The 20,132-nt window shown below is 72.2% G+C and carries 22 protein-coding genes; 5 read left to right on the top strand and 17 right to left on the bottom strand.

Annotated features, from left to right (window positions below; all coding sequences use genetic code 11):
- The 14 genes from EV562_RS23730 to EV562_RS23665 all read right to left on the bottom strand — a co-directional run.
- A partial coding sequence (locus EV562_RS23730; RefSeq protein WP_133888840.1) for a biotin carboxylase N-terminal domain-containing protein occupies positions 1-103 on the bottom strand: 103 nt, incomplete at its 3' end.
- Between the two features lies 1 nt (position 104).
- Positions 105-689: a flavin reductase family protein gene (locus EV562_RS23725; protein WP_133888839.1), complete on the bottom strand. Its 585-nt coding sequence runs from the start codon at positions 687-689 to the stop codon at positions 105-107.
- 41 nt (positions 690-730) lie between these two features.
- Complete coding sequence (locus tag EV562_RS23720; protein WP_133888838.1) at positions 731-2,443, bottom strand: FAD-dependent monooxygenase; 1,713 nt, start codon at positions 2,441-2,443, stop codon at positions 731-733.
- Between the two features lie 228 nt (positions 2,444-2,671).
- The gene (locus EV562_RS23715) at positions 2,672-3,634 is read right to left on the bottom strand and encodes a MarR family transcriptional regulator (protein WP_243860135.1); all 963 of its coding nucleotides are present in this window, start codon (positions 3,632-3,634) and stop codon (positions 2,672-2,674) included.
- Positions 3,635-3,817: 183 nt separating this feature from the next.
- Positions 3,818-5,290: an MFS transporter gene (locus EV562_RS23710; RefSeq protein WP_133888836.1), complete on the bottom strand. Its 1,473-nt coding sequence runs from the start codon at positions 5,288-5,290 to the stop codon at positions 3,818-3,820.
- 110 nt (positions 5,291-5,400) lie between these two features.
- Positions 5,401-6,060, bottom strand: a complete 660-nt coding sequence (locus EV562_RS23705; RefSeq protein ID WP_133888835.1) for a hemerythrin domain-containing protein — start codon at positions 6,058-6,060, stop codon at positions 5,401-5,403.
- A gap of 137 nt (positions 6,061-6,197) precedes the next feature.
- Positions 6,198-7,544, bottom strand: coding sequence for a cation:proton antiporter (locus tag EV562_RS23700; protein ID WP_133888834.1), 1,347 nt, complete (start codon positions 7,542-7,544; stop codon positions 6,198-6,200).
- A gap of 66 nt (positions 7,545-7,610) precedes the next feature.
- Complete coding sequence (locus EV562_RS23695; RefSeq protein WP_243860134.1) at positions 7,611-8,177, bottom strand: NAD(P)H-dependent oxidoreductase; 567 nt, start codon at positions 8,175-8,177, stop codon at positions 7,611-7,613.
- A gap of 5 nt (positions 8,178-8,182) precedes the next feature.
- On the bottom strand, positions 8,183-8,584 hold the full coding sequence (locus EV562_RS23690) for a nitroreductase family deazaflavin-dependent oxidoreductase (protein WP_133888832.1): 402 nt from the start codon (positions 8,582-8,584) through the stop codon (positions 8,183-8,185).
- A gap of 215 nt (positions 8,585-8,799) precedes the next feature.
- Entirely contained in the window at positions 8,800-9,267 is a 468-nt protein-coding gene (locus EV562_RS23685; protein WP_133888831.1) for an ester cyclase, read from the bottom strand.
- A gap of 27 nt (positions 9,268-9,294) precedes the next feature.
- Complete coding sequence (locus EV562_RS23680) at positions 9,295-9,837, bottom strand: nuclear transport factor 2 family protein (protein WP_133888830.1); 543 nt, start codon at positions 9,835-9,837, stop codon at positions 9,295-9,297.
- The gene (locus tag EV562_RS23675) at positions 9,834-10,205 is read right to left on the bottom strand and encodes a dehydrogenase (RefSeq protein WP_243860133.1); all 372 of its coding nucleotides are present in this window, start codon (positions 10,203-10,205) and stop codon (positions 9,834-9,836) included. The genes EV562_RS23680 and EV562_RS23675 overlap by 4 nt, the downstream gene beginning before the upstream one ends.
- A 362-nt stretch (positions 10,206-10,567) precedes the next feature.
- Positions 10,568-10,774 (bottom strand): hypothetical protein, encoded by a 207-nt coding sequence (locus EV562_RS23670; protein ID WP_133888829.1) that lies wholly within the window; start codon positions 10,772-10,774, stop codon positions 10,568-10,570.
- A complete protein-coding gene (locus EV562_RS23665; RefSeq protein ID WP_243860132.1) occupies positions 10,771-11,406 on the bottom strand; it encodes an OvmZ protein in 636 nt (211 codons plus the stop codon). The genes EV562_RS23670 and EV562_RS23665 overlap by 4 nt, the downstream gene beginning before the upstream one ends.
- Positions 11,407-11,797: 391 nt before the next feature.
- On the opposite strand from EV562_RS23665, the gene EV562_RS23660 reads away from it, so the two are divergent.
- Positions 11,798-12,385, top strand: a complete 588-nt coding sequence (locus EV562_RS23660) for a TetR/AcrR family transcriptional regulator (RefSeq protein ID WP_133888828.1) — start codon at positions 11,798-11,800, stop codon at positions 12,383-12,385.
- 28 nt (positions 12,386-12,413) lie between these two features.
- Here the strand turns inward: EV562_RS23660 and EV562_RS23655 are convergent, their stop codons facing one another.
- Positions 12,414-13,022 (bottom strand): ScbR family autoregulator-binding transcription factor, encoded by a 609-nt coding sequence (locus EV562_RS23655; RefSeq protein ID WP_133888827.1) that lies wholly within the window; start codon positions 13,020-13,022, stop codon positions 12,414-12,416.
- Between the two features lie 128 nt (positions 13,023-13,150).
- Complete coding sequence (locus EV562_RS23650; protein WP_133888826.1) at positions 13,151-13,903, bottom strand: response regulator transcription factor; 753 nt, start codon at positions 13,901-13,903, stop codon at positions 13,151-13,153.
- A gap of 464 nt (positions 13,904-14,367) precedes the next feature.
- Between EV562_RS23650 and EV562_RS23645 the strand changes: the two genes are divergently transcribed.
- Positions 14,368-15,321, top strand: coding sequence for a ScbA/BarX family gamma-butyrolactone biosynthesis protein (locus EV562_RS23645; protein WP_133888825.1), 954 nt, complete (start codon positions 14,368-14,370; stop codon positions 15,319-15,321).
- A gap of 29 nt (positions 15,322-15,350) precedes the next feature.
- Positions 15,351-16,283, top strand: a complete 933-nt coding sequence (locus EV562_RS23640) for an NAD(P)-dependent oxidoreductase (RefSeq protein WP_133888824.1) — start codon at positions 15,351-15,353, stop codon at positions 16,281-16,283.
- Between the two features lie 81 nt (positions 16,284-16,364).
- Here the strand turns inward: EV562_RS23640 and EV562_RS23635 are convergent, their stop codons facing one another.
- The gene (locus tag EV562_RS23635; RefSeq protein WP_133888823.1) at positions 16,365-17,261 is read right to left on the bottom strand and encodes a carbohydrate-binding protein; all 897 of its coding nucleotides are present in this window, start codon (positions 17,259-17,261) and stop codon (positions 16,365-16,367) included.
- Positions 17,262-17,659: 398 nt separating this feature from the next.
- On the opposite strand from EV562_RS23635, the gene EV562_RS23630 reads away from it, so the two are divergent.
- Positions 17,660-19,207: a DUF2252 domain-containing protein gene (locus EV562_RS23630; RefSeq protein ID WP_133888822.1), complete on the top strand. Its 1,548-nt coding sequence runs from the start codon at positions 17,660-17,662 to the stop codon at positions 19,205-19,207.
- Between the two features lie 60 nt (positions 19,208-19,267).
- On the top strand, positions 19,268-20,083 hold the full coding sequence (locus EV562_RS23625) for a hypothetical protein (RefSeq protein ID WP_133888821.1): 816 nt from the start codon (positions 19,268-19,270) through the stop codon (positions 20,081-20,083).
- The last annotated feature ends 49 nt before the right edge of the window (positions 20,084-20,132 follow it).

Raw genomic sequence — 20,132 nt, 5'->3', positions numbered from 1 at the left:
CCGGGTCCGCGTAGACGGCCACGCTCGCGATCCCGGCGTCCCGGCAGGCCCGGGCCACGCGGACAGCGATTTCGCCACGATTGGCGATGAGCACCCTCCGCATGTCAGGACGCCTGCCGGGTGGTCGTCGGCGCGTCCGGGGCCGCGTGGTGGAACCGGCCGGCGCCGGTCTGCAGCGGTCCCAGCGATCCGTCGAAGAAGATCAGCGGTTCGCGGCCCTGCTCCGGCGTTCCGAGATCCACCACCTCACCGACGACGATGTCGTGGTCACCGGCCGTGTGGACGTCGACCGTCGTGCAGGTCAGATGGGCCAGCGCCTCGCTCAGCACGGGCAGTCCGTCCGCGCTGAAGTGGTGCGGGACGCCCACGAGCATGTCCGGCCGCCGCTCGGCGAAGTGCCGGGCCAGCGACTGCTGGCGGCCGGACAGGAAGTTGACGGTGAACCCGCCGCTCTCGGTCAGCAGGGTGTGCAACCGGGACCGCCGGTGCAGACAGAACAGGACGAGCGGGGGCTCCAGGGAGACCGAGGTGAAGGAGTTGACGGTCGTGCCGTCCGCCTCGCTCTCCGATCCGGTGGTGATCACGGTGACGCCGGTCGTGAACAGACCGCACACACGGCGCAGGCCCAGGGGATCGACGGGCCGGCGCTGCTCGGGGGCGCGGGTCAGCGACCGCGCTGCTGCGGACATGGGCATCCTTTCCTGGCGGTGTCGGGTTCGGGCTGCGCGGGTCAGAGGAGCTTGCGGACCTTGGAGCCGGCCTTGAGGATGCCGAGCAGGAACTCCCGGCCGACGCTGTTCATCTCGGCCGGCGCCTGGGCGGAGGCCCAGTACAGGAAGCGGGCCATCATCGCCGTCGAGGGGTAGATGAAACGGCGGCTCTCGTCCTTCCAGCCGAAGACCGGGTTGACGACGGGGGACTCGTCGAGCAGCTTGAAGACGATGTCGGCGGCCTCGTCACCGGTCAGCGCACCCGCCTCGTACTTCTCGCAGGTCTCCGCGGTGGTCTCCAGGAGCTGCTTGAACGAGTCGCTCTGCGGCCACCACAGGCCCGGGTACGGGACGTTCTCCAGCTCGTCGAAGTGCTCCTGACGGCCGTCGCGCAGATGCTTGAGGCGGGCCCGGGTGAGCCGCATGGTGCCGGGGGTGATGAAGGAACCCCAGATCCGGAAGACCGCGTTCCACAGCCGGAAGTGGGAGAAGGAGATGAACGAGCTGTTCACCAGCTCGTCGTTGTACTGGAGCAGCCCCTGCTCCAGACGCTCCACGTACTCGAAGCGCTCGGCCGAGAAGTCGCCGTCCTTCAGGGCGGTCACCAGACGCGAGGTCAGCGCGTCCACCACCTCCAGGGTGTTCGACAGCCCCCGGGAGAACAGCGGGTCGAGGAAGCCGGCCGCGTGCGACATCAGGCACCAGCGGTCACCGATGGTCTGCTTCGAGGAATACTGCAGCCGGTCGGTGGATATCCATTCCCGTACCCGGGTGGCACCGTCGAATTGCCGCTTGACCGCCGGATATCTGTCCAGGAAGAGCTGGAATTCCTGTTCCGGGGACAGGTCCTTGGGTTTCGGATAGGTGCGCTCGTCCATGGTCAGGCCGACGCTGCACAGCGGATTCCGGGACTTCTCGTGATTGTCGAACGGAATGATCCAGAACCATCCGCGCTCGATGAGGTGGTGCATGGTGCCGGTGTGCCAGTCGGCCGGCGGGCGGAGTGCCGCGGGGTGTCCGCTGACGTCGTCGAACCGCTTGACGCCGACGTAGTGGGTGAACATCGACCGGGAGTGGTGCTTGAAGCGGGCCGGCTTCTCCCGCAGGTCGAACTTGTCGGCGAGCGGCGAGCGGAACCCGGAGGCGTCCACCAGGTACTTCGCCCGGTACAGCTCGGGCTGGGCGCCGGGGGCGGCGCTCTTGCCGAGGACCGTCACGCCGTCGTCGTCGAAGTCGACCTCGTTCGCCCGCCAGTTCTGCCGGGGGGTGCAGCCGTACTTGACCGCCACGTGGAACATGAAGGCGTCGCTGTCCTGGCGGAACATGTGGCTGTTCTGGTGGAAGATCTTCGGCAGCGCCAGCTGGGTGGCCTGCCGGGGATCGGGCTCCTTGCCGGCCTCGTGCTTCAGGAACCCGAAGTGCGCCTTGGTGCCGAACGTCGGGGCGATGTCCCGGGTGGAGGCCTGGACGCTGGCCAGGCTCTTCAGCTCGGGTATCCCGTGCCGTTCGGACAGGATGTGGATCCACTCCACGAGCTGCGGGGTCATGGACTCGCCGATGGCGAAGCGGGGGTGCGCGGCCGCGTCGACCAGCAGGACCTTCGCGCCGTGCCGGGCCAGGACCGCACCCGTCACGGAGCCGGCCAGTCCCGAGCCCAGGATGATGACGTCGAAGGTCATCTCCTCGGGGACCTCGGCCGGTTCGGGTGAGCCTTCGGTCCGTGTCGCGACCATGAGCTGTCTCCTTCGTCGGGGCGGTGCACAGCGGGTTCCGGTGTTGATCACGGCGGTGTGACCGCATGGAAAAAGGCCCTTCACTCCGTGTGGAGTGAAGAGCCTCGAAACGGCTTCGGGAAGATTCTGAAAGGTACCTGGAAGAGGTCCCTCGATCAGTGAGGTGTAAAGCGGCTCACGAGCATGCGAGAACCGCTGGGTTAAGCGTGACAGCCTTTCCCCGAAGGGTCAACCCCCGGCCGGAACCGATGGTGTCGAAATATCGGAGAAGGCGCTTCCGGAATGGGTGGGGGAAAGGAGTTTCAGCAGCAGGTTGCGCAATTCCTCCGTGCCGTCGGAACCGAGCAGGTCCGTGACGTCCGCCGCCAGGCCGGCCACGGCCCGCGCCACGGTGTCGAGCTTCTCCCGGCCGGTGTCGGTCACTTCGAGGGCGTAGCGGCGCCGGTCGTGCGGATCGCGCCCTCGGCGCACCAGCTGCTGCTTGACCAGTTCGTCCACGAGCTGGGAGACGGCGGGCCCGGTGATGGCCAGCAGTTCCGCGAGCCGCTGCTGGGCACAGGGCCCGAACGTGGCCAGGGCGGAGAGCGGGCCGTAGTGCCGCACCCGCAGGCCGGTACCGGCCAGCTTCTCGTCGCCGAGCCGGCGCAGCCGGTGGTGGGCCTGGGCCACCAGGTACTCGGTGCCCTGTACCAGCGACTGCGCGGACTCGGGCAGCAGACGGGCGAGGAGGGTGTCGAGCCGCGCGGTCTCGTCGGGGGTGAGTACGGAGGTGAGCCGGGCGTCCCGCTCGGCCACCGCACGCCGGCGGACGTCCAGGGCACGGCGGCCCTCGTCCGTCAGGGAGAGCACGTACTGGCGCCGGTTGTCGGGGTTGCGGGTGCGCCGGACCTCACCGCGCTCCTCGAGGCGGTCGATGACCGACACCATGATGGTCCGGTTGATGCCGAGCCGCTCGGCCAGATCGAGCTGGGACTCCCAGTCGTGGCCGGTGAGCGCGTCCAGGACCAGGAAGTCGCGGGAGTCCGCGTCGCCGCCGGTGCCGGTCGAGGAGAACTGCGCGTAGACCCGGCGCAGGAGGTAGCCGATGAAGTCGGTGAGCTCCTCCGGGAGTACTCCGGGGACCTCCGCGGTCTCCTCGGTCCGTGTGACGGGGCCTCGCCCGGCGTCGCGTTCATACCGCAAGAACAGCACCTCCTGCCCGAGTATACGGGCGGTGTCCCGGGACATCCGGTGGCGTGTGCCGCCCCGCGGAAAGCGGGCCCGTGCGGGGGCGGGAGAAGGAAGCGGGAAGGGAGAAGGGGCGTGCCGGCCGGCACGCCCCTGGGGAGGGGCTCCGGCGGCCCGCCCCGGGGGACAAGACGGGCCGCCGGAGGGTCACAGGGCGACCGGCGGGTGCTCGGTGCCGTTCTGCGGCTGGGGAGCGGTCGCGGGGGCGGTCACCAGGGCGACGACCAGGGCCAGCAGGTACAGGCCGCCTCCGAGCAGGAAGCCGTAGGAGTACCCGGTGGTCAGCGCGTCGGGCACGCTGCCCGGCAGCTCGTTGTCGGTGACCACGGTGGCGGCGGCGGCCAGCGCCGCGAGACCGATGGCGCCACCGATCTGCTGGGCGGTGTTGACCAGGCCGGAGGCGGCGCCGGTGGCCTGCGGCTCGACGCCGCGGACGCTGATGACGGTGACGGTCACGAAGACCATGCCGAGGCCGAGGCCGACGATCAGCTGGGCGGGCAGCAGGGCCGCCATCGGGTTCTGGCCGGGGGCCAGGAAGCTGAACCAGACCATGCCCGCGATGCCGACGACCAGGCCCACGGAGATGACGGCGCGCTCCGACATCCGGGCCAGGAGCTGCGGGCCCAGACCGCCGGCCGCGATGCCCATGCCGAGCGCGAAGGGCAGGTACGCGAGGCCGGTCACCATCGGCTCGTAACCCTTGACCACCTGCATGTAGAGGGTGAGGAAGTAGAAGGTGGCGAGCATGCCGGCGCCGACCAGGAACATGATCAGGTTGGCCCCGACCCGGCTGCGGTCGGCGAGCAGACCCCGGGGGATCATGGGCGCCCGGCTGCCGCGCTGGATGGCGACGAAGGCGACGAGCAGGACGACGGCGGCGGCCAGGCCGATCAGGGTGAGACCGTCTCCGAGGCCTTCCTCGCCGGCCCGGGTGATGCCGAAGACGAGGGCGCCGAAGCCGAAGGTGGCGGCGAACGCGCCGGGCACGTCGACCTTGCCGCGCTCACGGTCGCCCTCGACGAGGACGCCGGTGCCGACCAGGACGGCCAGGGCGATCGGGATGTTGATGAACATCACCCAGCGCCAGCTCAGGAACTCGGTGAGGACACCGCCGAGCAGCAGGCCGACGACCGAGCCGAGTCCGCCCATGGCGCCGTACACCCCGAGGGCCTTGTTGCGGGCGGGGCCCGCCTCGAAGGTGGTGGCCAGCAGCGACAGTGCCGTGGGGGCGGCGATGGCCGCGCCCGCGCCCTGGATCACCCGGGCGAGGATGAGCAGCTCCCCGTTCTGGGCCACGCCGCCGAGCAGGGAGGCGGCGGTGAACAGGACCAGGCCGATGCGGAAGACCCGGCGGCGGCCGAAGAGGTCACCGGCGCGGCCACCGGCCAGCAGCAGGCCGCCGAACGCCAGCGCGTAGGCGGTGACGACCCATCCGAGGCCGGACTCGCTGAGGCCGAGGGCGCTCTGCATGCTCGGCAGTGCGACGGCGACGATGGTGTTGTCGAGGACCAGCATCAGCTGAGCTGCGGCGATGACCAGCAGAGCGAGGCCGGGCCTGCCGTCCTGCCGCGGCGGTGCCGCGGCCTTGGGGACGGCCTGGGTGCGGTCTTGCAGCGACATGAGTTCTCTCCGATGTCTCTGATGTCCCTGGCGGGAAGGGGATGTGGCGGGAAGGGGTGTCCGGCGGAAGGGGATGGGCGCGGCGGGCCCGGCCGGGCGGCGGCCGCGGTTCAGCGCAGGGCGGCGTCGGCCTTCGGGGTCCAGATGGCCAGGTCCTCGTAGGCGGCGCGCCACTCGGTGGCGTAGGCCTGGCGCAGCGGCTCGGGCATCTTGCCGAGCACGGTGGCCACCTTGGCCGCGTCGATGTCGTCCAGCAGCCAGGGCAGGTAGCGGCTGGAGTCGTCGCCGATGCGGGTGCGCTGCTCGGCACTGAAGGCGGCCCACTCCTCCTGGCTCAGGGTGAGGTCCATCAGGGCGAGGGCGTCCCGCTCCTCGTGGTCGAGGTGGCCGCCGAGCCGGGTGTAGAGGGTGTCGGCCAGGCCGCCCAGGCGCTGGAGCCCGGAGTCCCGGTCGGCGAGGGCGGCGTCGATGTCCGCCAGCAGGGGGTCGATCACCGCGTGCTCGGCCTCCATGGCCTCGAGCAGGGCCAGCTCGTCCGGGCGGCCGGCCAGGGCGCGCTCCATCGGGGGCCACACGGTGACGTCCTCGGAGACGTGGTGGGCGGTCAGGAACTTCTTGAACAGCTCCCAGCCGACCGCGGTGCTCAGTACGTGCCGGGGGTCCTCGTCGACCCGGGCGGTGATCCGGGTGATGCGCTCCAGCTCGCGGCGGAGGGCGTCGTGGATCGCGAACATCATCGTCATGTCGAGGTTCTTGAAGTCCTGGTTCATGGCTCTCTCCCTCATCGCCTCACTGCTCCGTGCCGTACCGAGACAGTATCGTCAACTTGCTTATCTATCAAGGTGCCAACTAGCAAAACACCAACCATCAGCGAACCAATTGCTGAGAGGGGTGGCGAAAGTGCAGGTCAGCGCTGCTCGGCCGGTTGCAACGCCGGGCTCTCCGCCTCGGCGGATTCCGGGGCGGCGGGATCGACCGGGGCGGCGGGACCCTCCGGGGCGGCGGGACCCTCCGCGGTCGGGACGTCCGCCCTCCGGCGGATCAGGCTCAGCGCCGGCGCGGTCACCGCCGTGGTCACCAGGGCCATGAGCACCAGGACGGTGAACAGATCGGGGCCGACGATCCCGAGGCCGAGCCCGATGTCGAGCACCACCAGCTCGGTCAGCCCCCGGCAGTTCATCAGCGCGCCGAGGGACATCGCGTCCCGCCACCCGTTGCCGGTCAGCCGGGCCGCGAGCGCACTGCCGCCCCACTTCCCGAGCCCCGCCACGGCGAGTACGGCCCCGGCCCACCACCACAGCGCCGAACCGCCGCCCAGCAGTGACACGTCGGTGCGCAGCCCCGTGCTCACGAAGTAGAGAGGCAGCAGCACCGGCACCGCGAAGGCACGCAGCCGGGTCGCCGCCGTCGCGGTCCGGCGGCTGCCGCGCGGGGTGATCGCGCCGAACAGGAAGGCGCCGAACAGCGCGTGCACGCCGATCAGGTCGGTGACGTATCCGGACAGGCACAGGCCGCTGAACAGCGCGACCAGCACCACGGCGTCGGAGTGGCCGCGTTCGGCCCGTGCGGTCCACCGGGTCAGCAGCGGCCGGACGACGTAGAACAGGAAGAAGGCGAAGGCCGTCGCGTACAGCGCGGTCGTGACGGCGTCGAAGGGCGAACCGCTGTTCGCGATCGCCACGACGGCGGCCAGCAGGCACCACGCGCTCACGTCGCCCACGGCCGCGCTGGCCATGGCGAGCGCGCCCACCCGGGTGCGGTACAGCCCGCGATCGGTGAGGATGCGGGCCAGGACCGGGAACGCGGTGATGCTCAGCGCGACCCCGATGAACAGGACGAACGGGAGCCGGTCGGTGCCCTCCGGGGCGAGCGGCCCGTACATGCCGAGCGCCAGCAGGACACCCAGCACGAGCGGCACGGCGGTGCCCGCCTGGGAGACGGCGAGGGCGGTCCTGCGGTCCCCGCGCAGCGCGCCGAGGTCGAGTTCCAGTCCGACGAGGAACATGAAGACGAGCAGTCCGACATTGCCGAGCATGTCGATGTACGGGATCACGGAGGGGTCGAACAGCCAGGCCTGGCCGTCGGGCCACAGCGCGCCCAGCAGGGAGGGGCCGAGCAGGATGCCGGCGAGGATCTCCCCGACCACCGGTGGCTGCCCGACCCGGCGCAGCAGCTGGGCGGCCGTCCGGCTGACGAGGATCACCACCGGAACGGCGATGAGGAGGTCGGAGAGAGGGGCGGGAACAGCGGCCATCACGTCTCCTGAGACAAGGAGGGGCGGGGGCGGGCACCGGCGGTGTCGCGGCGGCCGCCGGAGGGGTCAGGAGCCGTAGGGACGAGCCGCCTTGGCCGTGCGCAGGGCCTCGGCCCACCACATCAGCTGGTCGAGCATGAGCTTGGCGGCCGCCTCGCACCGCTCGGGCTCGGCGGGAAAACGCCCCTCGGCGTCGAAGTGGTCGAGCACGCGGGGAAAGGTGACGACGTCCTTCATCCCCACGCAGTGGAACTCGGCGAAGATCTGCCGCAGATGCTCGATCGCGCGCACCCCGCCCGCCGCGCCGAGCCCGTAGCCGACGAAGCCGACCGGCTTGGCCTGCCACTCGGTCTGGAAGCTGTCGACCAGCGTCTTCAGCGGCCCGGGAATGCTGCGGTTGTACTCCGGCACGACCACCGCGTAGGCATCGGCGCCGGCGAGTCGCGGGCGCAGCGCCGCGGCCACGGGGTCGTCCGCGGCCAGATCGGACGGCAGCGGATGGTGTGCCACGTCCACGACGTCCAGGACGAGGTCCCCGCGTCGCCGGGCGACACCGGCGAACCAGCCGGCCACGTCCGGCGCGAGCCGTCCCTCGCGGGCCGAGCCGACGAGGAGCGCGACCCGGACCGGCACGGGCGTCACCGGTCCGCCGGCAGCGGCGCGGGCACCGGCGTCAGTGCGAGGAACTCGGTGGCCTCGACCCGGGACAGGATGCGGCGGGTCACGGCCGGCATGTGTGTGGTGCCGTCGTCGGTGAAGACGACGGGGTCGGCCATCCGGATGCGGCGCCCCCGCGTGGTGATCTCGCAACCGCCCGCCGCCAGCACGTTCTTGACCCAGTCGGATCCCGGCCCGTACGGCAGTGTGATGACGATGTCCGTGCCGCGCCGGAACAGTTTGACCGGCGTGGCGAACTCCCGCCCGGACTTGCGGCCCCGGTGGTGGACCTTCCCGAAGCCCGGCAGCCGGCTGAACAGGGGCCCTACGAACCGGTTGGCGAACCGCCGGTTGAACCGGGCGACTTTTCTGTCGATGGGCATGACGTCCTCCTCCTTGTGCGTCGTCGTGGTGCGTCGTGCGTCGTCGTGGTGCGTCGTGGTGTTTCTTCGTGTCGTCTTCGTGCTTCCGCGGCCGGAGGGCCGGAGGGCCGACGGCAGTCCCGGCGCCCGGCGCCCGGCGCCGGCCGCGGCAGCGCCCGAGCGGCGTGCGCGGCCGGCGCCGGGTGGGCCGGGAGGTGGGGCCGGAGCGGTGCGGGTCAGGCGCCGGGACGGCCGGCCGGGGTGAGGGGACCGGCCGGCTTGCCGCCGGACTGCAGGAAGCGCTGCAGGGCGAAGTTGTCCACGATGCCCCAGCGTTCGGCGATCCGGTCGCCCTCGAAGCGGAACCAGATGATCGCCTGGTGCTGGACCTGGAGACCGGTCGGCTGGATCCCGATGAAGGGGCCCGTGTGCCGGCCGTGCATCACCCAGCGGATGGCGGCCTTGTCGCCCTGGGCGATGAAGTCGAGGATCTCGTACTTGATGTCGCTGAAGGCGGACTGCTGGATCCGGATGGTGTGCTTGAACGCCTCCGGGCCGCGCATGGAGTCGTCGTGGCTGCCGTGGTTGCGGAAGTCCGCGGTGAGGTAGCGGTCGGCGGCCGAGAGGTCGCCGAGGTCGAGGCCCTCGTGGAAGACCTTCTCGATCAGCTGCCTCTGCTGGTCCGGCGTGAGCGTGCTGGGCATGTGGGTTCTCCTTCGCTGGGGGTCGGGCTACTGGGCAGGGGTGCCGCGGCCGCCGCGGGTGTCGAGCGTCCGCGCGTCGACCCGGGTGACACCGGCGGGTACGGCTCCGGTGGTCCACACGATGCGCAGCCGCAGCCGGTCGAAGCGCCAGCCGTCCGGCGTGCGCCGGGCCGTACCGGCGAAGCGGCCGCCGAGCTGGAAGTACTCGGAGGCGTCCGGAGGCAGCGGTGAGCCGTGGTGCACATGGGAGGCGATCAGGCTCCAGCCCACTTCCGCGCGGTCGCCGTCGACCTCGACCGTGCTCTCGGAACCGTGGTGGTGCGTACGGCCCCAGCGCGCCATGATCCGGGCGGTGAAGCCGTCGACACCCGTACTGCCCCGGTGGCTGCCGACCGGGAACGTCATCTCCACGTCGTCCGTGAACAGCGAGCCGGCCCACGCGGCGTCGAAGGTGCCCGCGTCGAGGCTGGCCAGATAGCGGTCGGCGAGGTCCTTGAGCGCGGTGACGTCGGACAGCCGGGCCACCTCGGCGGCCAGGTCGGCGGGTACCGCTGCCTGTACCGGGGTCATGACACCCTGCGCGCTTCGGTCCGGGCGCCCGTCGCGTAGATCACGGCGTCGTCGGGGCCGTGCACGACGGCCTTGCCCTCGCCGGTGAGCGTGTCCCCGGTGAGGCGCGCCGTGATGTCGATCTGTATGTACGCGGCGTGGTGGCCGTTGGGGCTGATCTGGGTGACGTCGACGTTGAAGTCCTCGCGCAGGGAGAACTCCAGGGTCTCGTCGCCGACGGCGGTCCACGCGCCGTAGCCGGTGCTCTTTTGCGTGGTGACCGAGAGCGAACCGTCCGCGGCGAAGGCGACCGTGTACTCGTCCACCTCGTCGTCGTGCGTGACCGTTCCCGTCCAGCGTCCGACGGGGGTCCAGGTAGAAACAGGCATCGACCACACTTCCTCGAATGGGGGCGGCAGAAAAAAGGAGATCCGCGGCGGGTCGGTGCTGCCGACTCGCCGCGGATCTCCTGGAAGTTGCAGAACGCGGGGCTGCGAAGAGCCTGCCGCGGAACGCGCCACCCGCGGGGACCGCCGCCGAAGAAGGGGCGGCGTCCGGGCATGGGGGCGCCGCAGAAAGTGTGACAGTTGCCGTGCGTGGCGTCAACTGCCGTTGTGTACAAGGGAGTTGGCGACAACAAGCTGCCCCCGCGGCCGGTGTCGGCCGCGGGGGCAGCTGTGGACCCGATCCCCGCACGGATCGGTCCCTGTGGAGCGGTCGGTCCTGAGGGCGGCCCCCTTCGGGGCCCTGGTCAGTCGAGCGGGGTGCGACGGGTCAGGGCCAGCAGTTCCTCCAGGTCGTACTCCGCGCGCTGGGGACCGCCGTGTCGGGTGATCTTCCCGCGGCTGGCCCATTTGCGGATGGTGGCCTGGGAGACGCCCATCGCCAGGGCGGCCAGCTCCGTGGGCACCGTACGGCGCCCGGCCGTCCCGCCGGTGCGCTCCGTGAAGCCGCTCACGCGGCCGGCTCCTGCTCCGTACGGCCGGCCAGCAGCAGCCACTGGCGGGGCGGCACCGGGTGGCCGGCGTCGCAGGAGACATGGCTGGGGACGCGGTCGCGGTCCGCCGGCCGGACGCCGAAGAGGGCGCCCCCGCACTCCGGCCGCGGACACGGCCCGAGCGGGAACCTGCTCACCGGCCCCGGGCCGAACAACTCGTCCAGTTCCGCGAGCAGTTCGGTGATCTCCTCGGTGAACTCGACACCGGCGGGGTGGTCGGCGAACCAGGGCAGTTGCTGCCCCAGGAACCGCACCAGCCGGCCGAGTCCGCGCTCCGTCGTCCCGAAGGCGGCGTCGCCGCGCTCGTCCAGGACGAGCCGTGCCCACAGGCTCAGCGTCTCGGTGACCTGACTCCGCAGGGACACGACCCGCTCGTCCAGCACGATGCCGACGCTGCCGCGGCTGCCGCTCACCCGCTGCCGCAGCGCCGCCGTGGGGACGGCGGCCAGGGTCTGGTCGCTCTCCTTGTACAGGGCGAGCAGTGTCCGCAGTTCCCGGCCGGTCCGGTCCAGGCAGCGGGTGCAGATCCGGCCGCACCGCTGTGCGCAGTCCCTGCTCGTGTGCTCCTCGGTGGCTCTCTCACGCTCATCCATCGAAATCCCCCCGATCCGTGGCAGTTTCGCAAGACGGCATTCAGTCTCACCGGGCTCCGGGGCTACTTCTACCGACAGCGATGCAGGGTTCCATCAAGCATTCGAGGTTGGGTCAGCTCAGTGTCAGCGCCGTGCCAAGTGCCCAGATCCGGGCGTCCCGGCGAGTGCCCGTTCCAGGAAAACATACAGGCAAGTCTACTCGGTTTCCCGGGGAACGGGCGCCTCGGAACGGAAGGTTCAGGCCATTTGACGTACGTATGTGGGGGATCTGTGAACGAAGGAAGATCATGAGGAGGTGCCGAACGTCGGTGCGGGTACCGTAAAACAGACCTCCTTGTATGCTTCGGTCGTTCGAGGAGTCGGTAAGGATGACGAAGGCGGGTGTGGTCTGATGCAGACGCGGTCCGAGCGGACTCGTGAGGCTCTGATCAGGGCCACGGCGGAGCTGATCGCGGACGGGCGCCCGGCGGACGCGGGTCTGGTCAACATCTGCCGCCGGGCCGGTGTGAGCCGCGGCGCCCTCTACCACCACTTCTCCTCGACCACCGCCCTCGCGGCCGCCGTCCACGAACAGGCGCGCAGCCGGCTCGAGGAGCTCGTCGACGCGGCCTTCTCCGGTGCCCCCGTCGACGCACCCGAGCGCTTCTGCCTGGCGCTCACCGAGGCACTGGGCACCGACAAGATCGTCCGGGCGGGCATGGAGCTGGCCCCGGACGGCTCAGCGGGGCCGCCGAGGCTGCGCGACCACCTGATGTCCCTGCTCCGCGACCGGGTGGCCGCCGCGCACGAGACGGCCGGCCGGCGGCACGGCGCGCCGCCCGAGGACCTGGCCGACCTGGCCGTGGTCCTGGCGGCCGGCATCGAGACGCTGGGCCGGTCGGAGCCCGGGTGGTGGGACGGCGACACCTCCCGGCGCCTGTGGGGCCTGATACGCCCGTTGTTCCCCCAGGCGGACGGCGGTCACCGCTGCCTGCCGTGACAACGTTCGCACGTCGTCCGTGAGCGGGTCAGGACGCGGAGGGCGCGGTCCGGAGCCGCCCGATCAGACCCGGGGTGGCGAGTCCGGGCAGGAAGAAGCGCCAGAAGGAGCCGACCCGGTCACCCAGGTCCTCCCGGCCGGTGTACGCCTGGGACATGATCTGCAGCCCGGTGAAGCAGCCGACGATCGTCGACGCCGCCTCGTCCACATCGACGCCCGGCAGGAGTTCGTCCCGGTCCTTCGCCTCCCGCAGCAGCTTCTCGATCGCCTCCAGGGACTGCTCGTAGGCGGTCTGCGGGGAGCGGCGGAAGGAGGTCTGCTCGGTGGTCAGGCGCACGCTGGCGCGCAGCACCTGGTCGTGCTGGAGACGGCGGGCGAACTCCAGGGTCAGGTCGATCACCGACTGCAGCCGCACCGGCTGGTCCGGCACGGCCAGGGCTTCGCCGTGGGCCTCGACCAGGGCCACGGCGATGGCTTCCTTGGAGGGGAAGTGGTGGTAGAGCGAGCCGCGGGTGAGCCCGGTGCGGGCCAGTATGTCGTTGGTGCTCGCGGCGTCGTAGCCGCGCTCGTCGAATACGTGGGCGGCGGCCTCGAGAATCGTCCGCCGTGACTGCCTGCCGCGTTCTTGTTGAGCCATGCCTTCATCCTTACCCTGCCGCTGTTGGCCCAACAGACTAGTCTGTATTGTTGCGTGTCTCTACGCCGGAGAACCGACGGCGGCCGCGGCAGGGTGTGCGTGGGCGGGAGCCCGCGAGGCGGCCTCGGTCACGGATGACCGAGCCGGAAACCGACCCCGCGCACGGTGATGATCCAGGTGCTGGAGCCGAGTTTGCCGCGCAGGGTGCCGACGTGCGTGTCCACGGTCCGGCCCCGCGGGGACCAGGCGTCGCCCCACACGTGGGCCATGATCTGGCGCCGGGTGAGCACCGTGCCGGTCTGCAGCGCCAGCAGGTGGAGCAGGTCGAACTCCTTGCGGGTCAGGTCCAGCGGCTCCCCGTGGAGGGTGGCCGCCCGGGCGGCCACGTCGATGCGCAGCCCGGCGTGGGTGATGACCCGGCCGGTGTCCGCCCTGGCAGGGCGGCCGTGCGAGCGGCGCATCACCGCCTCCATGCGGGCCAGCAGCTCACGGAAGCCGTACGGCTTGACCAGGTAGTCGTCCGAGCCCGCCTGGAGGCCGAGCACGCAGTCGAGTTCCGAGCGCCGCGCGGTCACCGTGATGATCGGTGTGTCGCTGATCGCCCGGATGGCCCGGCACACCTCGAGGCCGTCCAGGTCGGGCAGGTCGAGGTCGAGCAGGATCAGGTCGGCGTCGCGGTGGCCGCGCAGCGCCTGGGCGCCGGTGTCCACGCTCCGCGCGGCGTACCCCTGCCGGGTCAGCCCCCGCAGGAGCGTTTCGGCGGCCCGTCGGTCGTTCTCGACGACCAGCACGTTCCGGGCCGCCCTGCGGCCCGGGGCGGCGGGCGGAAGAGGAGGGTGCTGCGGCGACGGTTCGACGAGCTCCGCGTACTGCCGGTTCATCTGTCCCCCTGAAGGCACCTGGAAGCACACCACGTCATCACGGACTGAGGTTCACGGAGAGGACAATACCAAACAGACTTGTCTGATTGTCAAAGGGTGCCTCGTGCCTCTGAGTGACCCTCTGGTCACGGGGACTCGGCCGTCATGAGCTGTGTGTTTCCCACACCAGGCTGAGGCCCGTGCCGCCTTGGCGTGCGGATGTGCCCGGGGAAATACTTGGCCAAGAGTGGGTCAATCCGCTCGGAACCGTGCCCCTCTGCATGTTTCATCGACCAGTCCGTGCGGAGGTTGCGGGGGGCCGCGCGTACATCACTTGACGCACGTGTGGTCGACGAAAGCTCTTTGCCTCTTGAAAAACTGGACCGACCTGTCTGTATCTTTAGCCGCAGCTAGTCGGCCACGGGGGTGAGCAGCCGACTTACGGCCGTGCCGCCCCCTGTCTGAACCCGATGGGAGCCCTGCACATGCCGAACCTCGCCTCGAAGGCACCCGGCGTCAAGGCACAGCCCAGGATGCTGACCTCCACGGTCGCGCGTGAATACGTGCACCGTGCGGCCGTCTCCGAAGTCCTGCTCACCGGATGGGAGCACGACGGTCCCACCGCCGGTGACGACGGCGGATTCGTGGTCAGGGCCCAGTGGCCGCGCTGCCACTCCCTGTTCGCGTCCGACCGCGGCTACCAGGATCCGATGCTGCTGGTCGAGTCCGTGCGGCAGATCGGTTCCCTGCTCGCGCACGCCGAGTTCGACGTGCCGTTCGGGTACCAGTTCCTGATGTCCGACCTCAGCGTGACCGCCGACCCGGAGCTGTTCCGGGCCGACGCGGTCCCCACCGACGTCGAGATGCGCACCGTGTGCCGGGACATCGTGCGCCGCGGCCGCAGCCTGCGCGAGATGCGCTACGACGTCACCGTCCGGCGGGGCGACGAGGTGCGGGCGACCGCCTCGGCCGCCTTCCGCTGCATGAGCCCGGACGTGTACAGACGGTTACGCGGGGAGCGCCCCACGGTCTGCCACCGCACACCCCCGCCGGCGCTGGACCCCGCCGCCGTGCGCCACGGCAACCCCTGGCACGTCCTGCTGGGCGAACCGTCGCCGGCCACGCCGGGCCGCTGGGAACTGCGGGTCGACACGGCCCACCCGACCTACTTCGACCACCCGACCGACCACATCCCCGGCATGGTCCTGCTGGAGGCCGCCCGACAGGCCGCCCACGCCGTCACCGGGCTCCCCTGCGCCGTGCTCTCGGGCGTGCGGGCCGAGTTCGCGCGCTACGCGGAGTTCGACTCCCCGTGCTGGGTCACGGCCACCGTCGAGGGGGACGGCGCACGGGGCGAGCTGCCGGTGCGGGTGCGCGGCAGCCAGGAGGACGAGACCGTCTTCACCGCCGACCTCGTCCTGCGGCCCCGCGTCGGCTGACCCGGCCCGTCCCCCTGGGAGAGTGCCCCGTGCCCACCGTACTGATCACCGGCGCGTCAGGGTTCGTGGGAGGACACGTCGTCCGCGAGGCGGAACGGCGGCGGGCCGACGTCAGGCTGCTGTCGCACCGACGTCCCGTCCCCCGCTCCGCCGCACGCTGCGTACGGGGCGACCTGACCGATCCCGGAACCCTGCGCGGCGTCTGCGACGGCGTCGACGTGATCGTCCACTGCGCGGCGCAGATAGGCGGTACCGAGGCGGCCAACGTGGCGGTGAACGCGGACGGCACGGCGGCGCTGGTCGCGGAGGCACGGCGGGCCGGGGTCCGCCGTGTCGTGCAGCTCAGCACCGCCTCGGTCTACGGCCGCGGTACCTACCGGCGCCAGCGACCCGAGGAACTCGTCCGCAATCCGGGGTCCTGGACCTCCCGCACCCGCGCCGCCGCCGAGGACGCCGTGCTCTCGGCCGGCGGGGTCGTCCTGCGCCCCCACCTGGTGTACGGGGCGGGAGACACCTGGGTCGGGCCCGGCATGGCCCGGGTGCTGCGCGTGCTGCCGGGCACGGTGGCGGGCTGGTCCGCGCGGATGTCGATGATCGCCGTACCGGATCTGGCCCGGGCGCTGGTGGGTGCCGCGTTCGCGCCCGACTCGGCGCTGTCCGCGTCCGTCTACCACGCGGCGCACCCGGAACCGGTCGCCGTGTGCGGGGCACTGCGGGCCGTCGCCGCCTGCGCCGGGATCTCCTGGCCCCGGCGGGATCTCCCGGTCGGGCGGGCGCGGGGCCTGCTGGCCGGGGACGAGATCCTGTCGGGCGTGGTCGATCTGCTGACGACCGACCACCTCTTCGAGTCCGACAGCCTCTGGTCGGACCTCCGGGAGGCGCCCGGCGACCCGTTCGTCACCGGGTTCCGGCGCGCCGAACCCTGGTACCGCTCGACGCTGTCGCCCGCCGGACGCCCGTGACCGACGAGGCCCCCCGCCGGTCGTGCGACCGGCGGGGGGCCTGGGAGGAGGGGAGCGGGCCGTCCCCGCTGCCGTGCGGTGTCAGGACTCGCGCTGCCACAGCGCCGGCACGTTCGGCGGCTCCCAGCCCGTCATCGCGGAGTGCGCCTGGAGGCAGCGGTAGGAGTGCCCGCCGTACGTCACCCGGTCGCCGGCGCGGTAGGCGTGGCCGCTCGCCCAGGTGCCGCCCGGCGGGTCGGTGGGCGGGTCGGTGGGCGGGTCCGTGGGGCCGGTGCCGCCGTCCACGTCCAGGACGAAGTCGAAGGTGCCCTGCTTGCCGTTGCCGGCGCCGCGGACGTTCATCAGCAGGGCCGGGTCGAAGATCGTGTCCGTGCTGTTGCGGGGCTCGCCGGGGAAGTAGAGCTGGGTGGTGAGCACGGGCTCGCCGGGAGCCTGCACCTTGACGTGGATGTGCCGGGTGCGGCCGGGGTAGAGGCCGGGCACGACCGTCCGCAGGGCGAAGGCACCGGTGGCGTCGCTGAACTGGTGGCCGCGGAAGGTGAAACCGGCCATGTCGTAGTCGCCGTTGTCGTCGGCCTGCCAGAAGTCGAGGAGCACGCCGGACAGGGGCGCGCAGTTCCGGGCGAAGACGTAGCCGCTGACGGTCAGGGGGGTGCCGCGGGTGCCGGGCGTGACCAGGTCGGTGCGCAGCGGCGAGTTCGGCTTGAAGTACGGGCCCTCCATCTGGTCGGGCGTCAAGTCGTCGCCGTCGTCGCAGTACGGCGTCGGTGTCAGCGTCCGGCCGTCAGAGGAGCGGGCGGCGTCCCGGGCCAGGGCGATACCGCCGGTGGCGAGCAGCGGCACGGTGGCGCCGGCGGCGACGGCCGCCCTGAGCAGCGTCTTGCGGCTGATGCCGCGGTCGGCGCCGGGGGCCTGGCGGGGGCCGGGCCCGGGCCCGGGCTCGGGTCCTTCGGGGGTGGCGGGGGTGTGGGAGGTCATGGCGGTTCCTCGGTCTCCTCGGTGGGTGGTCCCTGGGGAAAGCTGGACGGGACGTGCGACATCCGGGACGTCGGGGACAGGGAGCGCGCCCGCCGGCGCGGGGCAGGCTGCTGTGGTTGCTTCGGCGGGCGCGCTCCGTGGTAATCGCAGGCCACCGTAGGCGCGCCGCGGGGGGCTCGGGCACCTCCTGCTTCGCCCCCTGCCCGGCGTTATGCGGGCGGCGGGCCGGGGCCCGTGTACGGGCGGCGCGGGCGGGAGTACGGTCGTGGCGCGTCGGAGCCGAAGGCGGCGCCGGGCGGGCCGGCGGGCGGGTCCGCGGACCGGGCCCGCGTGCGGTGCGCGGGTGCGGGGCGCGGGCACGACGCGACGGTACGGACGAGTACGGGAAGGCGGCCGGGATGACCGGGGCGACGACGGGGGCGGGCACGGGGGCGGCGGCCGGGGCGGTGCCGACGGCGCGTGCGGGCGCCGACGGGGACGCGGAGGCGACGCGGGGGACGGAGGCGACGCGGGGGACGGAGGCGACGCGGGGGACGGAGGGGAGCCGGGCGGCGGAAGGTGCCGTGCGGCTGCCGGTCGTGCCCGGGTTCGCGCGGTGGCCCGGGGCGGGCTCGCCGAAGGCGGAGGGCAAGGCGCTGCGCACGCGTGTGCCGAGGTCCGCGCACGCGGCGCTCGACCTGGACGCCGCCCGGCCGGACGCGGTGAGCGCGGTCGAGGAGTCCCACCGCGGCCGGATACCGGGGCTCACCCCGATCCGGGCCGGGCGGATGGCGGTCACGCCGTTCGCCTTCCTGCGCGGATCGGCCGGCCTGATGGCCTACGACCTGGCGCGCACGCCGGTGACCGGGATCGGCGCCCAGATCTGCGGGGACGCGCATGCCGCCAACTTCGGCCTCTACGGGGACGCCCGCGGCGGCCTGGTCATCGACCTGAACGACTTCGACGAGACCGTGCACGGCCCCTGGGAGTGGGACCTCAAGCGGCTCGCCGCCTCGCTCGTGCTCGCGGGCCGGGAGGCCGGCGCCGACGAGGACACCTGCCGCACGGCCGCCCACGACGCGGCCCGCGCCTACCGGCGCACCATGCGGCTGCTGGCGAAGCTGCCCGCGCTGGACGCCTGGAACGCCATCGCCGACGAGGAACTCGTCTCGCACACCGACGCCCACGACCTGCTCGGCACGCTGGAGCGGGTCTCCGAGAAGGCGCGGGCCAACACCAGCGGGCGCTTCGCGGCGAAGTCGACCGAGGCCACCGAGGACGGCGGGCGGCGCTTCGTGGACGCGGCGCCGGTGCTGCGCCGGGTGACGGACGCCGAGGCGGCGGCGGTCGCGGGCGCCCTGGAGGCGTACCTGGCCACGCTCTCCGAGGACCGGCTGCCGCTGCTGGCCCGGTACGCGGTGCACGACGTGGCCTTCCGGGTCGTCGGCACCGGCAGCGTGGGCACGCGGTCGTACGTCGTGCTGCTCCTGGACCACCGGGGCGAGCCGCTCGTGCTCCAGGTCAAGGAGGCCAGGCCCTCCGCGCTGCTGCCCCATCTGGCGACCGCCGGCTTCGACGCCCCCGAGGCCGTGCACGAGGGACGCCGGGTCGTCATGGGCCAGAAGCGGATGCAGGTGGTCAGCGACAATCTGCTGGGCTGGACGTCCGTCGACGGGCGGCCCTTCCAGGTTCGGCAGTTCCGCAACCGCAAGGGGAGCGTCGACCCGGCCGCGCTGGCCGCCGACCAGCTGGACGACTACGGCCGGATGACCGGCGCCCTGCTGGCCAGGGCCCACGCGCACAGCGCCGACCCGCGGCTGATCGCGGGCTACTGCGGCAAGAACGGCGAGCTGGACGAGGCGGTGGCCGCCTTCTCCGTCGCCTACGCCGACCGCACCGAGGCGGACCACGCGGAGCTGGTGGCCGCGGTGCGCTCGGGGCGGGTCGCGGCGGAGCTGGGGGTGTGACGGGAGCGGCAGGGATCCGCGCGGGCGGCTCCCCTTGCCCGCACCCCCTAGGCTGGTCGGGTGACGACGCCGGAAGCTGAGCCCGAGCAGGAGGGTGCCCCGCGTCCCGAGGAACGGCTGGAACGGGCCGTACGGGCCGCCGAGCAGGCACTCATCGAGTACGAGATCGCGCTGGAGACCTTCCGCGTGGAGGTCGAGAACTTCTCGCGGCTGCACGAACAGCGGCTCGGTCCGGTGTACGCGCGCCTGGAGGAGCTGGAGGCGCAGATCCTGGAGGCCAGGGCGGCCCGTACGGGCGACGCCGACGACCTGCGCCGGGCCGACGAGGCGCGGGCCCGGCTGATGCCGATCCCCGGGGTCGAGGAGCTGCTGAACGGCTGGATGGACGGGGACGGGCTGTTCCCGGAGGCCACGGCGATGCTGACGGACCGTGCGGTCCGGCCCCCGCAGCGGGTCCGGCCGAGCGAGGAGGCCCGCCGCCTCTACCGGGACCTGGCCCGCAAGGCCCACCCCGACCTGGCGCAGGAGGAGGACGAGCGGGTCAGGCGCGAGGCGTTCATCACCCGCGTCAACGCCGCCTACGCCCGCGGCGACGAGGCGGAGCTGCGCGAGCTGGCCGAGGAGTGGGCCGCCGGGCCGGTGCCCGAGCGGCGCCCGAGCCGCGGCGAGGAGCTGTACGCCCGGCTCGAATGGCTCGACCGGCGCAAGGAGATGCTCACCCTGCTCGCCAAGGAGCTGGAGGAGAGCGCGATCGGCGCCATGCTCAGGCTGGCCCCGGACGACCCCGACCGGCTGCTGGAGGAGATCGCCGGGCAACTGGCGACCCAGGTGCGCGAGCGGGAGGCGGAGCTGGCGGGGATGCTCGGGCGGGACTGAGCCGGGTGGCGGCTCGGGTAGCGTCTGGGGCATGAGTTTCGGAGCTGGT

It is taken from the genome of Streptomyces sp. BK208, from assembly GCF_004364245.1.
GTDB lineage: Bacteria > Actinomycetota > Actinomycetes > Streptomycetales > Streptomycetaceae > Streptomyces.
The sequence above is the reverse complement of the archived record's forward strand: the minus strand, read 5'-3'. Positions and strand labels throughout refer to the sequence as shown.